Annotated in this window: 12 protein-coding genes; 7 read left to right on the top strand and 5 right to left on the bottom strand. The window is 62.5% G+C overall.

What is annotated here, in order from left to right:
• The first annotated feature begins 24 nt into the window (after positions 1-24).
• From HCN50_RS18365 to HCN50_RS18350, 4 genes are all read left to right on the top strand, one after another.
• A complete protein-coding gene (locus HCN50_RS18365; protein ID WP_171711065.1) occupies positions 25-588 on the top strand; it encodes a TRAP transporter small permease subunit in 564 nt (187 codons plus the stop codon).
• The gene (locus HCN50_RS18360; RefSeq protein ID WP_171711064.1) at positions 585-2,009 is read left to right on the top strand and encodes a TRAP transporter large permease; all 1,425 of its coding nucleotides are present in this window, start codon (positions 585-587) and stop codon (positions 2,007-2,009) included. The genes HCN50_RS18365 and HCN50_RS18360 overlap by 4 nt, the downstream gene beginning before the upstream one ends.
• 188 nt (positions 2,010-2,197) lie before the next feature.
• The gene (locus tag HCN50_RS18355) at positions 2,198-3,523 is read left to right on the top strand and encodes an FAD-dependent oxidoreductase (RefSeq protein ID WP_171711063.1); all 1,326 of its coding nucleotides are present in this window, start codon (positions 2,198-2,200) and stop codon (positions 3,521-3,523) included.
• 21 nt (positions 3,524-3,544) lie between these two features.
• Positions 3,545-4,498, top strand: a complete 954-nt coding sequence (locus tag HCN50_RS18350; protein ID WP_171711062.1) for an alpha/beta fold hydrolase — start codon at positions 3,545-3,547, stop codon at positions 4,496-4,498.
• An 18-nt stretch (positions 4,499-4,516) separates the two neighbouring features.
• Here HCN50_RS18350 and ppx read toward each other — a convergent pair whose 3' ends face one another.
• The 4 genes from ppx to HCN50_RS18330 all read right to left on the bottom strand — a co-directional run bounded on the left by ppx (position 4,517) and on the right by HCN50_RS18330 (position 9,703).
• Positions 4,517-6,019, bottom strand: coding sequence for an exopolyphosphatase (gene ppx, locus HCN50_RS18345; protein WP_171711061.1), 1,503 nt, complete (start codon positions 6,017-6,019; stop codon positions 4,517-4,519).
• Positions 6,020-6,031: 12 nt separating this feature from the next.
• Positions 6,032-8,239 (bottom strand): RNA degradosome polyphosphate kinase, encoded by a 2,208-nt coding sequence (locus HCN50_RS18340; protein WP_171711060.1) that lies wholly within the window; start codon positions 8,237-8,239, stop codon positions 6,032-6,034.
• A gap of 142 nt (positions 8,240-8,381) precedes the next feature.
• On the bottom strand, positions 8,382-9,059 hold the full coding sequence (locus HCN50_RS18335; protein ID WP_171711059.1) for a P-loop NTPase family protein: 678 nt from the start codon (positions 9,057-9,059) through the stop codon (positions 8,382-8,384).
• A gap of 101 nt (positions 9,060-9,160) precedes the next feature.
• Positions 9,161-9,703 carry a CDP-alcohol phosphatidyltransferase family protein gene (locus tag HCN50_RS18330; protein ID WP_171711058.1) on the bottom strand — a complete coding sequence of 181 codons (543 nt, stop codon included), beginning with the start codon at positions 9,701-9,703 and terminating at the stop codon, positions 9,161-9,163.
• Between the two features lie 150 nt (positions 9,704-9,853).
• Between HCN50_RS18330 and purM the strand changes: the two genes are divergently transcribed.
• From purM to HCN50_RS18315, 3 genes are all read left to right on the top strand, one after another.
• Positions 9,854-10,927 carry a phosphoribosylformylglycinamidine cyclo-ligase gene (gene purM, locus HCN50_RS18325; protein ID WP_171711057.1) on the top strand — a complete coding sequence of 358 codons (1,074 nt, stop codon included), beginning with the start codon at positions 9,854-9,856 and terminating at the stop codon, positions 10,925-10,927.
• Entirely contained in the window at positions 10,924-11,577 is a 654-nt protein-coding gene (gene purN, locus HCN50_RS18320; RefSeq protein ID WP_171711056.1) for a phosphoribosylglycinamide formyltransferase, read from the top strand. Before purM ends, purN begins: the two co-directional genes overlap by 4 nt.
• A 64-nt stretch (positions 11,578-11,641) precedes the next feature.
• Positions 11,642-12,373: a glutathione S-transferase family protein gene (locus HCN50_RS18315; RefSeq protein ID WP_171711055.1), complete on the top strand. Its 732-nt coding sequence runs from the start codon at positions 11,642-11,644 to the stop codon at positions 12,371-12,373.
• Between the two features lie 62 nt (positions 12,374-12,435).
• On the opposite strand, the gene HCN50_RS18310 is transcribed toward HCN50_RS18315, so the two are convergent.
• The gene (locus HCN50_RS18310; protein WP_171711436.1) at positions 12,436-12,639 is read right to left on the bottom strand and encodes a cold-shock protein; all 204 of its coding nucleotides are present in this window, start codon (positions 12,637-12,639) and stop codon (positions 12,436-12,438) included.
• Between the last annotated feature and the right edge of the window lie 253 nt (positions 12,640-12,892).

The raw sequence follows: 12,892 nt of genomic DNA, 5'->3' as shown, positions 1-12,892 counted from the left end.
GAACGGTCGGCGGAAAGGGGAGGGATGGCTGATACAACAGGCAGGCAGCCGCCGGCGCTCCTGGCCATAATCAGGATCATCGACGGCTTCACGGACCGGACCGGCACGATCATTTCGTGGCTGTCGGTGCCGCTGGTTCTCGCCGTCGCCTACGAGGTTACAGCGCGTTACCTGTTCAATGCGCCGACCATATGGGCCTACGACGTAACCTACATGCTGTACGGCTCGCTGTTCATGCTGGGTGCCGCTTACGCTTTGCACAAGGGTGCTCATATCCGCACCGATTTCTTCTGGGAGAAGTTTTCCGTCCCCAGGAAGGGCTGGATCGATACGATCTCCTATATCGTCTTTTTCTTCCCGAGCCTGATCATGCTGTTCCTGATCAGCTGGAACGAATTTCACTACGCCTGGCTGATCAACGAGACTTCGGACCAGACACCGTGGCGGCCCGTGCTGTGGCCGTTCAAGTTCGTCGTGCCGTTCGCCTGCCTTCTGCTGCTGATCCAAGGCGTGTCCGAACTGATCAAGAGCATCTACATGTGGCGCACCGGCGTCGAGCTCGAGCACAAGGAGAAGGTCGAGATATGACCGCGGAAGCGCTCATCGGCATCATCATGCTTCTGGTCCTGCTTGGAGCGATCTTCATCGGCGTGCCGATCTCGTTCACGTTGCTGTTTCTCGCCTTTTCGTTCGGCTACTGGGGCATGGGCTCAACGGTCTTCGAACTAGGCTACTTCCAGACCATCGGCATGATGAAGGAGGAACTGCTGGCCGCCGTGCCGCTGTTCATTTTCATGGGCTTCATCACCGAGCAGGCGGGACTCATGGAGCGCCTGTTTACGGCGTTCCGCATGCTGCTTGCGCCGGTGCGCGGTGCACTCTTCCTCGTCGTCATCCTGACCTCGACCGTGTTCGCGATGGCGACGGGCATCGTCGGAGCAGCCGTCACCGTCCTTGGCATCATGGCCTCGCCGATCATGACGAAAGCGGGTTATGACCCCAAGCTTTCAGCGGGCACCATCACGGCGGGCGGCACGCTCGGAATTCTCATTCCTCCATCGGTCATGCTGATCGTGATGGGGCCGGTGCTCGGGGTGTCCGTCGCCGATCTCTATGCTGCAGCCTTTGGGCCGGGCTTCCTGCTGGCCGGCATCTACATTGCCTATTTGATGGGCCGTGCCTTCATGAACCCCAAACTAGGGCCACCGGTGCCAAAGGACGAGCGGATTTACTCGGCGCCGTACATCGCGCGCGAGGTGATCGTCGGCACGCTGCCTCTGCTCGGGCTCATCACGGCGACGCTCGGCTCGATCATCGGGGGGCTTGCGACGCCGACGGAGGCCGCCGGCATAGGCAGCGTCGGCGCGCTGATGCTGGCGATCGTTTATGGCAGGTTCTCGCTCAGCGGACTGCAGCGCGCGCTGACCTCGACGATGGCGACCTCGAGCATGGTCCTGCTGCTGGCGGTCACGTCGAACATTTTCGGTGCGGTGTTCGCCCGCCTCGGTTCGGCAAACTGGATCACCGACACGATGCTCGGTCTCCAGTTGCCACCCAGCCTTATGCTGATTGTCGTGCTCTTTCTCATTTTCCTGCTGGGTTGGCCGTTTGAGTGGCCAGCCATCATCCTGGTGTTCCTGCCGATCTTCTATCCCGTCGTGAAGGGGTTGAGCATCGACCTCATCTGGTTCGGAGCGTTGGTTGCGGTCGTGCTGCAGACCGCCTTTCTGTCGCCACCGGTCGCGATGTCCGCCTACTATCTCAAGCAGGTGGTGAAGGGCTGGAGTCTCGCGACGATTTACGCCGGCATGTTCCAGTTCATGATCCTGCAGGTGATCTGTGTTGGGCTGATGATCGCCTTCCCCGGTATTGCGACCTGGTTCCCGCAGACGCTGCACGAGGCATCTCGCAGTCAAGTCATCCCGGATGAGTACAAGAAAATCCTGGAGCAGCAAAAGCAGGCGCCGTCCCTGGAAGACGAGGACTGGCTGACACCAAAGAAGAAGTAGTCGCGCGTTGTGCGCTCACCCTGGGAGCCAAACCCTTGATGCGATGCCGGCACCCTCAATTGTGATGCCTTTCACCATGGCCACAAAAGAGATCGGATAGGCTCGGTCCTATCTGAAGCCGCTGCGTCGGGCGTACGGTCCGCCGCGGATCCACTCCGATCATCCATACTCCCTTCCAGGAGGAGCACGTGCCAGATCTTGCAAAAAGTCACGCGGTGGTCATTGGTGCCGGCATGGCCGGCCTTACGGCCGCTCAGGCGATCTCCCGGCATTTCGGGAAAGTCACCGTTCTCGAGCGCGACGTGCTTCCCGCCGAGGCCGCACCGCGAAGCGGCACGCCGCAATGCCAGCATGCGCACATGCTGCTCGCGGGCGGGCTGCAGGCCCTGCAGAACCTGTTTCCGGGATTCGAAAACGATCTGGCGGAAGCGGGCGCCGTGAAGATCCGCACCGGGAAGGATATCAGGCTGGAGCGCCCGGGTTTCGATCCATTCCCCATTCGCGATCTCGGCTTCGATATTTTCTGCATGTCGCGCCCACTGCTTGAGACCTTGACGCGACGACGCGTCCAAAAGACGCCGAACGTCACGATTTGCGTGCGCTCGCGCGTTACCGCACTTGTCGCATCGCGCGATGCCAAGCGGATCAGGGCGGTCCGTTATGATGACGAGGATGGTCGTTGTGCAACCCTGGATGCCGATCTCGTTGTCGAAGCCTCCGGCCGCTGTGGCCTGACGCTGCAACTGCTCGAAGAGCTTTCTCTGCAGAAGCCCGAAGAAACCGAGATCGGCATTGATCAGGCGTATGCGAGCACGATCGTCGAGCGGCCGCTCGATCACAACGAAGGTTGGCTGGGCAATATCGTGCTGCCGTCGGCGCCCGCCAGCAGCCGCGGGGCGTTCCTGTTTCCGATCGAGAAGCGGCGGTGGCTGCTTTCCATCGGAGGCAATCATGGCGATGTGCCTCCGGGCGACCGCGCCGGATTCATGGACTTCGTCAGGAGCCTGCGCACCCCGACCATCCATGATGCGGTGAGCGACGCGCGACCGCTAACTGATATCGTTCGCTACCAAATGCCTTGCAGCATACGGCGACATTTCGAGCGCCTTGAAACTTTCCCCGCGGGCCTGCTCGTGACAGGCGACGCGCTCTGCCGCTTCAATCCGGTCTTCGGCCAGGGCATGAGAGTGGCGGCGCAGGAAGCGGTGATCTTGGACCGGTTGTTGGCGAAAGACGTCCCCATGGAGCGCCTGGCGCGTGAATTCTTCGCTGCCATCCAGGACACCATCGCGACGCCGTGGGGCGTTGCCGTTACCGACTTCGTCTACCCGGCCACGCGCGGTGTTCGGCCGGACGATCTCGCGCAGCGCCTGCAATACGGCATGGCCTTGACCAGGCTCGCCGCGCAGGATCCCGAGGTGCATCGGCTGACGGTGGAAGTCTCGCAGCTGGTCAAGCCGCAAGCCGCGCTGCGCGAGCCGATGCTGGCGGCACGCGTAATGTCACTGATATGATCGATCATGCAGGGGGGCGCGATGGACTTTTTCACTGTCCGAAACGGAGCGACGGAACTCAGTGTGGCGGTCAGCGGCTCAGGTCCGTTGATTGTCTGCGTCCATGGTTTCCCGGAGCTCTGGTACTCCTGGCGGCACCAGATCGCGCACTTCGCCGCACGGGGCTTTCGGGTAGCCGCGCTCGACGTGCGCGGCTACGGGCGAAGCTCGAAGCCAAGAGAAATCGCGGCCTATACGCTGCGTCATCTCGCATCGGACGTCGTTGCCGTGATCAAACATATTGGAGGTGGCCCGGCCGTTCTTTTTGGCCACGACTGGGGCGCGCCGATCGTGTGGCACACAGCGCTGCTTCACCCCGACGAGATCAGGGCAGTGGCCGGTCTGAGCGTGCCGTTCCGCCCGCGTGGACCCGTACCCTTCATCGAGCTCGCGCGGTCGGTCTACAAGGGGCGCTTCTTCTATCAGATCTACTTCCAGCAAGAGGGCGTGGCGGAGGCTGAACTGGAGTCGGACATCGCTGGTGCTCTCCGTAAAATATACTTCGCGCTGTCCGGGGCGGCGCCCCACAACAAATGGCTCGAGCCAAAGCCGCCGGAGGCAAGGCTATTGGACGGGCTCGTTGACCCGCAGCCGTTTCCGGACTGGATGAACGAGAGCGATCTGGCCGTCTATGTCGATGCCTTCAGGGCCAGCGGCTTTCGCGGCCCGCTCAACCGCTACCGCGCGCAGACCCTCGATTTCGCCGATCTGGCTGAATTGAGCGGACGCGGCATTATGCAGCCATCGGCCTTCATCGCCGGTGAACGCGACCCCGTACGCGCCTTCGTTCCAGGTGTGGACCTTTACGCCGAGCCCGGAATCGCCTGCGCCGATTTCCGCGGCTCCACCATTGTCTCCGGGATCGGACATTGGGTGCAGCAGGAAGCGCCAGACGAGACCAACGCGGCCCTCGAAGCGTTCGTACGGGGGCTGTAGCGTGCGCGCTTGCGCGGGTCAGCTTCGCACGATCGAGCCGGCGCGGCCGACGAGCCGCGCCAGTTGCTTGAAACGGCTGCCGACGCGGTCAGCCACCAGATCGACCATGCGGTGCTCGAACACCAGCATCAGCTTGCGGCCCTGGGTGCGGAAATGCGTCGCCGGCAACACGCCGGTCCGCGCCGCCGAGATCAGATGTGCGACACGGAAGGCCGCGCCGAGAAGACGGGCGCGCTCGTCCATCGCCGGCGGGATCAACTGGCGGATGTGCTCCGGCGGTTCGTTTTCCTCGCTCAGGCCCGCATAGCGATAGAACACCGACAGCGCGACAAATGCGCGGCCCTGATGGCTGATCGAGCCGAAATTGCCGTTGGTGATCAGGCTCAGCGTTTCCTCGCCGCGGTGGTCGGGATGCACCCGCCAGCCGATATCTGAGAGCAGGCAGGCGGCATGGCGCAGCCTTCGATCTTCGTCGGTTTCGCGCAGCTTGACCACTCGCACCAGCCGGTCGGTCCATGCGACCAGCTCTTCGGCGTGGCGTGCTGAGCGCGACAATAGCCCGTTCAGGGTCTGCGCGGCGCAGATAAAGCCGTCCTTGGCGCGCTCCTGCGTCGGCAACATCTCGTAGAGCAGGCCTTCGCGAACGCCGAAGGTCGAGAACACGATCGTCTTCGGCTGACCGACGCGGATGATGTATTCGAGCACCAGCGCCGCATAGGTCAGCAGCGGCCGCCGTGCATCCGCGACCACTTCGATATCGGCGAGCATGTTGGCGGCCGCCAGCCGGCGCAGGCGCCTCGCAAAATCGAGTGCGTCGGCGGCGGGTATCGAATAGCCGTGCATCACGCGCAGCGGATAGCCGCTCTGCACGATATGGATGCGCGCCAGTGCGCGCCAGGTACCGCCGACGGCGTAGAAGGTGCGGCCTTGACCAGCCTTGAGCTGGGCGACGTCGGACAGGTCGTCGCGAACGATGCGCTCGGCGCGCTTCAAGGATTTGTCCGAGAGATCCTGCAGCGCCAGGCTTCCCAACGGCAGCGTGACGCCGCTGAGGACCCGGTTCTTCTGCACGTCGATCAGTTCGAGCGAACCGCCGCCGAGATCGCCAACAATGCCATCGGGATTGTGGATGCCGGAGACGACACCGAGCGCGGAAAGTTTTGCCTCGCGCGGTCCGGACAGGATTTGAATGCGCGCGCCGCAGATGCGCTCCGCCTTGGCGATGAAGTCGGGACCGTTCTTGGCGTCGCGGCACGCGGCGGTGGCGATGGCGAAGACGCGCCCCACCTGCTGGATGCGGCACAGCGCCCGGAACCGCCGTAGCGCCGTCAGCGCTTTGGTGACCGCGTCCTCGGCTAGAAGGCCGGTGCTCTGCACCTCGCGGCCGAGCCCACACAACGCTTTTTCGTTGAAGATGGTGACGAGGCTGCGCGCCATCGTTTCATAAACAACGAGACGAACCGAGTTCGAACCGATGTCGATGACGGCGACGCTGGAAGCGCGCTTGCGCGGCCGCTTCACAGCGGTGCTCCCTCATGATGACGATGGCTGATGCTGACGCTCGTTACGGCGCGTGAGGCGGCGCGGCGAAGATTCCTTGAGAGACTTTCCACGTCCAGACAGGCTCGGATTCGTCATGAAATAGTTGTGCAGATTGAACGGCTCTTCGCCTTTCGCGGCCTTCATACGCGTTGACGACCCGTCCGGCAATAACTGCCAGCTCTGCTCGGTATCCTTCAGGTTCGCGACCATGATCTGTTCGAGAACCTGCTGATGTACCGTGGGATTTTGCAATGGACAGAGGACTTCGACCCGGCGGTCGAGGTTTCGCGGCATCATGTCGGCGGACGAGATATACACAGCCGCCTTCGGGCCTGGGAGGCCTTGCCCCATACCAAAGCAGTAGATTCGGCCATGCTCAAGGAAGCGGCCGATCACCGATTTGACGCGGATATTGTCTGATAACCCGGGCAGGCCGGGCCGCAGGCAGCAGATGCCGCGCACCACCAGTTCGATGGACACGCCGGCTTGGGAAGCCTCGTACAACGCGTCGATGATGTCGGGGTCGACCAGCGAATTCATCTTCATCCAGATCGCGCCTGGCTTGCCGTGCCTTGCGTGATTGGTCTCGCCCCTGATGTGTTCGATGATGCGCTTGCGTAGCGTCAACGGCGACACCGCCATGCGCTCGATGTCGCTGGGTTCAGCATAGCCGGTGATGTAGTTGAACACCCGCGCCGCATCGCGGCCGATGATCGGGTCCGAAGTGAAATAGGAAAGATCGGTATAGATGCGCGCGGTGACCGGATGATAATTGCCGGTGCCGGTGTGAACATAGGTCGTCAGGCTGCCGCCTTCGCGCCGCACCACCATCGACAGCTTGGCGTGCGTTTTCAGTTCGAGAAAGCCGTACACGACCTGCACGCCAGCGCGTTCGAGATCGCGCGCCCAGCGGATATTGGCTTCCTCGTCGAACCGCGCCTTCAATTCGATCAGCGCGGTCACCGATTTGCCGGCTTCCGCCGCCTCGGCCAATGCGCGCACGATCGGCGAGTTGTTCGAGGTGCGGTACAGCGTCTGCTTGATGGCGACGACATCAGGATCGCGGGCCGCCTGCTGCAGGAATTGCACGACGACGTCGAAGGATTCGTAGGGGTGATGAACGATGAGGTCCTTTTGCCGGATCGCGGCAAAGATGTCGCCGCCATGGTCGCGCACCCGCTCGGGATGGCGTGGCACATAGGGCATGAATTCGAGGTCGGGCCGGTCGAGCCGGGTGAGCTGCGAGAGCTCGTTCATCGCCAGCACGCCATCGACCAGAAACACCTCGTCGTCGGCCGCCGAAAGCGCCTGCCGTACGAAGCCGCACAGCGCTTCCGGCATCTTGTCTTCCATCTCGAGCCGGATCACCGAACCGCGCCGGCGCCGCTTCAGCGCGGTCTCGAACAGGCGAACCAGATCTTCGGCCTCTTCCTCGATTTCGAGTTCAGAGTCCCTGATGATGCGGAAGGCGCCCTGGCCCTTCACCGTGTAGCCGGGGAACAGACGGCCGATGAACAGGCCGGTCGCCTGCTCCAGCGGGATCAGATGCACCGTGCCGTCCTTGCCGGCGGGCATGCGGATGAAACGGTCGATCTTGCCGGGCATGCGGATCAGCGCGTTCATTGCCTTGCCGTCGGAGGTTCGCGACAATTGCAGGGCGATGGTGAAGCCGAGGCTCGGGATGAACGGGAAGGGGTGCGCAGGATCGATCGCCAGCGGCGTCAGCAGCGGGAAGATGTTGTGGAGGAAATGATCCTCGAGCCAGCTCCGCTCCGCCTTGGTGAAGTCGTGGCCGTCGACCAGCTTGATGCCTGCGTCCGACAGGGTGGTACGCAGATCGCGCCAGATCGCCTGCTGGTCCGAGGCGAGCTCCGAGACCGTCCTGTTGATAAGCGTAAGCTGCTCGGCCGGCGTCAGGCCGTCCGGGCTGCGTTCGGCGATGCCTTCACGGACCTGCGCCTTGATACCGGCGACGCGTACCATGAAGAATTCGTCAAGGTTATTGGCGGAAATCGACAGGAATCGAACCCGTTCGAGCACGGGATGGCCGGGATTGACCGATTCCTCGAGCACACGGCGGTTGAAATGCAGCCAAGATAGCTCGCGGTTGATGAAGCGCTCGGGGCTCGTGGCAATCGTGGACGGAGCCTCGGCAATCGGTTCTTTTTCTTTTATTTCAACAGCTTGTGCCAATTCCATAAAGCTTTGATCCATCTCGGGCGAGGCAGGTCGATTTTAAGGGGATGCGACCCACACCATGTGATACGCCGATGACGTTTCAATGACATTGATGTTCCGCCCGCAGCCGCCGTCAAGGTGGCAGGAGGCCACGTCCTGCCGGTCAGACGTTGCGCAGGAGTTCCGCAGCCAGCGCCCGGGTCACCGGCCGGCCGAGGCGCAGCGCCTCGGTATCCAGAAGCTCGACCGCCTGGCGGGCGGCGGCATAGGAGCGCTCGATCCGGGTCGCCAGGTAGCTCACCACCGTCTCGTCGATGCTCAACTGGCGGTCCGCGCAGAACTTGACGATCAGGCCGCGGAACAAGAGATCGTCGGGCGGTGACAGCGACACCATGGGCAGGGCGCGCAGCCGGGAGCGGAGATCGCGTAGCTCGATCTCGTAGGCCGATGGCGGAACGCGCGCCGTGATCAGAATGTAGGCCGCATCCTCCCGTGCCAGATTCAGGAGATGAAACAGCGCGCGCTCATCGAAATCGCCAGGCTTGAGGTCCTCGACCACAAGTGCGCCGGTGGCGAGCGCGCCGGGCACGGCAGCGGGATTAAGCGCATGCGCCGATGTCGAGCGCGCGCCCGCCTGTTCGGCCCAGATCGCGGCGAGATGGCTCTTGCCGGAGCCCTCCGGTCCTACCAGCAGCATGATGCGGTTCGGCCAGTCCGGCCAGCTTTCGATCAGCGAGAGCGCGGCTTGATTGGCCGGCCCTTCCAGGAAATTGTCGCGGGTCAGGCTCTCCGCATGGGGCAGCGCAAAGGCAAGCTGACGAGGTTGAACGCGAACTGCCACGCAAGTCTCCAGGCCGGGATTCCACGGCTTTCATAGCGTTTTCAAGCGAAATGGCCACCGGTTCGCTTCAGGAAAACGCAACAAAAAAATAAAAGAAAATTCTAGCGCGCTTCGATCGTGCTCATGTGCCGCACCCACTCGACGAGATAGAGCGAGACGGAAACCAAAGTAAAGACCGTTACGAATCCCATCAGGATCACGTCATAAGGTGCCGGCTTGAAATTGAAACCGAGCGAAGCCAGCACCAGCGCCGCAAACGCCACCTGCGCCACCGTGTTGAGCTTCGAGACCATCAACGGTTTCATCGGAATGGGCTTGTCGAACAGCCATGATACGATCACCGCCGTGACGATCATGATGTCGCGCGACACCACGAGGATGACAAGCCAGCGCGGCATCGCACCCCAGATGCCGAGCGCCACGAAGATCGAAACCAAGAGCGCCTTGTCGGCGAGCGGGTCGAGCAGGGCACCCAGCTCACTCGACATGTTGAAGCGCTTGGCGAGAAAGCCGTCGACGGCGTCGCTCACCCCGGCAACGACGAAGATCGCAAAGGCGATTTCCATCTGGCTGGAAACGATCGCCCAGACGATGACCGGCACCAGAATAATGCGGCCCAGCGTAATGATGTTTGGAATACTCAACTCGGTCGCTTCCCGGCTCCCGGCCTCGATCCGGCCTCTGGCGGGTTTCAGCCGGTTCTTATCTACATAGTATATGCGCCAAGCGCTTGCGAGCCATTGCAGGATCGCCGAATTCCTCGTAACCAGCCGTCATCATACTGGAATTTGGGCATGAACGACCGCAAAAACGGGCTCACTTACGCGGATTCGGGCGTCGATATCGATGCGGGCAACCGCCTGGTCGATTTGATCAAGCCGATGGTCCGCGCCACCGCCCGGGCCGGCGCCGACGCCGAAATCGGCGGGTTTGGCGGCCTGTTCGACCTCAAGGCGGCCGGTTTCAAGGACCCGGTGCTGGTGGCGGCGACCGATGGCGTCGGCACCAAGGTCAAGATCGCGATCGAGACTGGCCTGCATGGCGGCATCGGTATCGACCTGGTGGCGATGTCGGTCAACGATCTCGTCGTGCAGGGTGCGGAACCGTTGTTCTTCCTCGATTATTTCGCCTGCGGCAAACTCGATCCCGAGGCCGCGGCGGCCATCGTGGCCGGCGTAGCCGAGGGGTGCCGCGAATCCGGTTGCGTCCTGATCGGCGGCGAGACGGCGGAAATGCCAGGCCTCTATAAGGACGGCGACTACGATCTTGCGGGTTTTGCGGTCGGGGCTGCCGAGCGCGGCACGCTGTTGCCGAGCGCGGACATTGCCGTGGGCGATGCCGTGATCGGGCTCGCTTCATCAGGCGTTCATTCCAACGGCTTCTCGCTGGTCCGCAAGATCGTCGAACAATCCCGCGTGGCGTTCGACGCGCCGGCGCCTTTCTCCCCGGTCATGACGCTGGGCGGCGCGCTGCTGATGCCGACGCGGCTCTATGTGAAATCCTGCCTGCGCGCGATTCGCGAGACCGGTGCGATCAAGGGCCTTGCCCACATCACCGGCGGCGGCTTCACCGACAACATTCCCCGCGTGCTGCCAAAACATCTCGGCGTCGGCATCGACCTGGCGCGGCTGCCGGTGCTGCCGGTGTTCAAATGGCTGGCGGAGCAGGGCGGCATCGCCGAACTCGAATTGCTGCGCACCTTCAATTGCGGCATCGGCATGGTCGCCATCGTCAAGCCGGATGCGGTCGAGCAGGTGACGGCAGTGTTGACCGAAAGCGGCGAGACCGTCGCCCTGCTCGGGGAAGTAATCCCGGCAACGGGCGAGCATCGCGTGGTCTACAACGGTCATCTCGATCTCACGCAATGAAACGCCGGGTCGCCATTCTGATTTCGGGGCGCGGGTCGAACATGGCCGCGCTGATCGACGCGGCCAAGGCTGCGGACTTTCCGGCCGAGATCGTCACCGTGATTTCCAACCGGACCGACGCGCCGGGGCTCGCGCAGGCCGCCGCGAGCGGCATTCCGACGAGGGTGATCGAGAGCAGGCCGTTCGGCAAGGATCGTGCCGGCTTCGAAGCCATCCTGCAGCGGGCGCTGGAGGAACAGGGCGTCGAACTGATCTGCCTCGGCGGCTTCATGCGGCTGTTCACCGCCGATTTCGTGCAGCGCTGGTCCGGCAAAATGCTCAACATCCATCCATCGCTGCTGCCGTCGTTTCCGGGCCTCGATCCGCATGGCCAGGCATTGCAGGCGGGGGTGAAGATCTCGGGTGCCACCGTGCACTTCGTGATTCCGGAAACCGACGCCGGCCCGATCGTGATGCAGGGCGCGGTGACGGTGGCCGATGACGACACGGCGGAGACGCTGTCACAGCGTATTCTTGGTATCGAGCATCGCATCTATCCCGAGGCGCTGCGCCTGCTTGCGAGCGGCCGGCTTCGCCTCGAAGGCGATCTCTGCAAAATTGCCGACAGTGCCGACCGCGACGGCACCCTCATTTCGCCGCGGACGATCTGATATTATCGATGGTATGCACGGGCGGGTGCGGAACCGCGCCCGGCAAAAATCCATTGAGGCTTCCATGATCACGCTCTATGGCTCCGGGCCCAATTTCGGCCTTCCTGACGCAAGCCCATTCGTGACCAAGGCCGAGACCTTGCTGCGGATGTCGAAGCTGCCGTTCGAAAAGGCGCTGATGAGCTTTTCGAAGGCGCCCAAGGGCAAGATCCCCTACATCGAGGACGATGGCCAGTTGCTCGGCGACTCCACGCTGATCCGCTGGCACCTTGAGAAGAAGTACGGGATCGATTTCGACCAGGGTCTCAGCGCCGAGCAGCTCGCCATCTCCTGGGCATTCGAGAAGATGGCGGAGGACAATCTTTATTGGGCCAGCGTCTACTTCCGCTGGATGATCGATGCCAATTTCCGCAAGGGCCCGGTCAATTTCTTCAAGGGGGTGCCTGCGCCGGTCCGCCCCATCGTGGTCGCGATGATCCGCCGCCGTCTGCGCAAGACGTTACATGGCCAGGGCATCGGCCGCCACTCTGCCGACGAGATCACCGCGATCGGCATCCGTTCGATCGACGCGATGGCGGCCTATCTCGGCGACAAGCCGTTCTTCATGGGCCGCGCGCCGGCTGGTATCGACGCCACGATGTTCGCCTTCGCGGTCAGCGCGATCTGTCCGCTGTTCGAGTCAGACTTGCAGCGGGCGGCCGCAAGCCACGACAATTTGCGGCGCTATGTCGGCCGAATGACCGCACGATTTTATCCCGAACTCCGCGAACTCGCGGGGTGCGAAGCGGCGGCGTGAATTCCGGGGCAGGGCGCAACAAAAGCCCCCGGCGAAGCCGGGGGTTTTAATGTCGACGAAGTCTAGGTGACCTTGAGGTTTTCCGCGGACGTCTTGCCGCGGTTTTCGACAAGGTCGTACTCGATGTGCTGGTTCTCGTTGAGAGTGGTGAGTCCCGCGCGCTCGACGGCCGAGATGTGGACGAACACGTCCTTCTCGCCGACCGCCGGCTTGATGAACCCATACCCCTTGGTGGGGTTGAACCACTTGACGGTGCCCTTGTGCATCGCCATCGCCTGTCTCCAAGTTGGTCTAGATACAAAAAAGACGCGGCCACGTTTTCCACGTGCCACGCCACAAACGGGCTTCCCGGTAGCTGCTAGATTTCCTGCTCGCGAAACGCACAGTCGAACGGCCTGAATCCGATTGCAGCTCGGATTGCAACACGAATTTTGGGCGTTCGCAAGGTTCTGACGAACTCCCACGACTCATCCTGATGTCGGCGCCTGTGGCAGCCGAACCACATCAGCGCGTATTCGG

It is taken from the genome of Bradyrhizobium archetypum (genome assembly GCF_013114835.1).
GTDB classification, from domain to species: Bacteria; Pseudomonadota; Alphaproteobacteria; order Rhizobiales; family Xanthobacteraceae; genus Bradyrhizobium; species Bradyrhizobium archetypum.
This window is presented reverse-complemented; position numbering and strand designations above follow the sequence as displayed.

Excerpts from the sequence above, each read along its gene's own strand:
- purN (WP_171711056.1), top strand. The coding sequence starts at position 10,924 with ATGAAACGCCGGGTCGCCATTCTGATTTCGGGGCGCGGGTCGAACATG.
- HCN50_RS18365 (WP_171711065.1), top strand. The coding sequence starts at position 25 with ATGGCTGATACAACAGGCAGGCAGCCGCCGGCGCTCCTGGCCATAATC.
- HCN50_RS18350 (WP_171711062.1), top strand. The coding sequence starts at position 3,545 with ATGGACTTTTTCACTGTCCGAAACGGAGCGACGGAACTCAGTGTGGCG.
- HCN50_RS18315 (WP_171711055.1), top strand. The coding sequence starts at position 11,642 with ATGATCACGCTCTATGGCTCCGGGCCCAATTTCGGCCTTCCTGACGCA.
- purM (WP_171711057.1), top strand. The coding sequence starts at position 9,854 with ATGAACGACCGCAAAAACGGGCTCACTTACGCGGATTCGGGCGTCGAT.
- HCN50_RS18360 (WP_171711064.1), top strand. The coding sequence starts at position 585 with ATGACCGCGGAAGCGCTCATCGGCATCATCATGCTTCTGGTCCTGCTT.
- HCN50_RS18310 (WP_171711436.1), bottom strand. The coding sequence starts at position 12,639 with ATGCACAAGGGCACCGTCAAGTGGTTCAACCCCACCAAGGGGTATGGG.
- HCN50_RS18340 (WP_171711060.1), bottom strand. The coding sequence starts at position 8,239 with ATGGAATTGGCACAAGCTGTTGAAATAAAAGAAAAAGAACCGATTGCC.